Origin of the sequence: Burkholderia singularis (assembly GCF_900176645.1) — a bacterium.
GTDB classification, from domain to species: domain Bacteria; phylum Pseudomonadota; class Gammaproteobacteria; order Burkholderiales; family Burkholderiaceae; genus Burkholderia; species Burkholderia singularis.
The window spans coordinates 1-675 of record NZ_FXAN01000029.1; the positions used below are offsets into that span (position 1 = coordinate 1).

The window sequence follows — 675 nt, forward strand, 5'->3', positions numbered from 1 at the left end:
CGGGCACGAGCGCCGATGACCGGAAGGTTCGACTGCAGAAGGTCCTGAAACCTGGCTCGCGCTTCCTCTACCGGTACGACTTCGGAGACGGGTGGGATCACGCCATCGCCGTTGAGAAAGTGGAAACCGTCGAGAGCGAACCGTGGGGCGCGGCCCAGGTCATCGATGGTGCTCGCGCGTGCCCGCCGGAAGATGTGGGCGGCCCGCCTGGCTACGACGCGTTCCTGAACACGCTATCCAACGATCCGAATAGCGAAGAGGCAGAACATTACCGAAACTGGGTTGGCCCTGGCTTCGATGCCGAACGGTTCGATCTGCGTGCTGCCAATGCCACGCTGCTACGCATGGCATCCAATCGTTGGGGAAACCGGTAACTCACGCCGTCAAGATGGTATCGGCTCCACGCTTACCCTGCTCGGTCATGTTCGGCTCCGGTGACGCAAACAGATTCGTCAGCAGACTCGACGCCGCCGCCCCCATCGCCCCCGCACCGCAATTCTGACTGCTCGCCGCCGCCCCGGCGCACGCAACGATCGCGTGCATCGCCGCGTGCAACGGACTGCCTTCAGTAATCGTGCCATTCTCGACCAGCTTGCCGATATACGACGCGCCTTGCTGTTGCAGATAATTCACCACCCCAGCCTGCGCGAACTGCCCCGCGCCGCCCGTCACGTT

Annotated in this window: 2 protein-coding genes; one reads left to right on the forward strand and one right to left on the reverse strand. The window is 63.1% G+C overall.

The window, feature by feature from the left end; genetic code table 11:
• A partial coding sequence (locus tag BSIN_RS02590; RefSeq protein WP_143757292.1) for a plasmid pRiA4b ORF-3 family protein occupies positions 1-374 on the forward strand: 374 nt, incomplete at its 5' end.
• Position 375: 1 nt separating this feature from the next.
• Here the strand turns inward: BSIN_RS02590 and BSIN_RS02595 are convergent.
• On the reverse strand, positions 376-675 hold a 300-nt coding region (locus BSIN_RS02595), incomplete at its 5' end, for a DUF637 domain-containing protein (protein ID WP_256583537.1).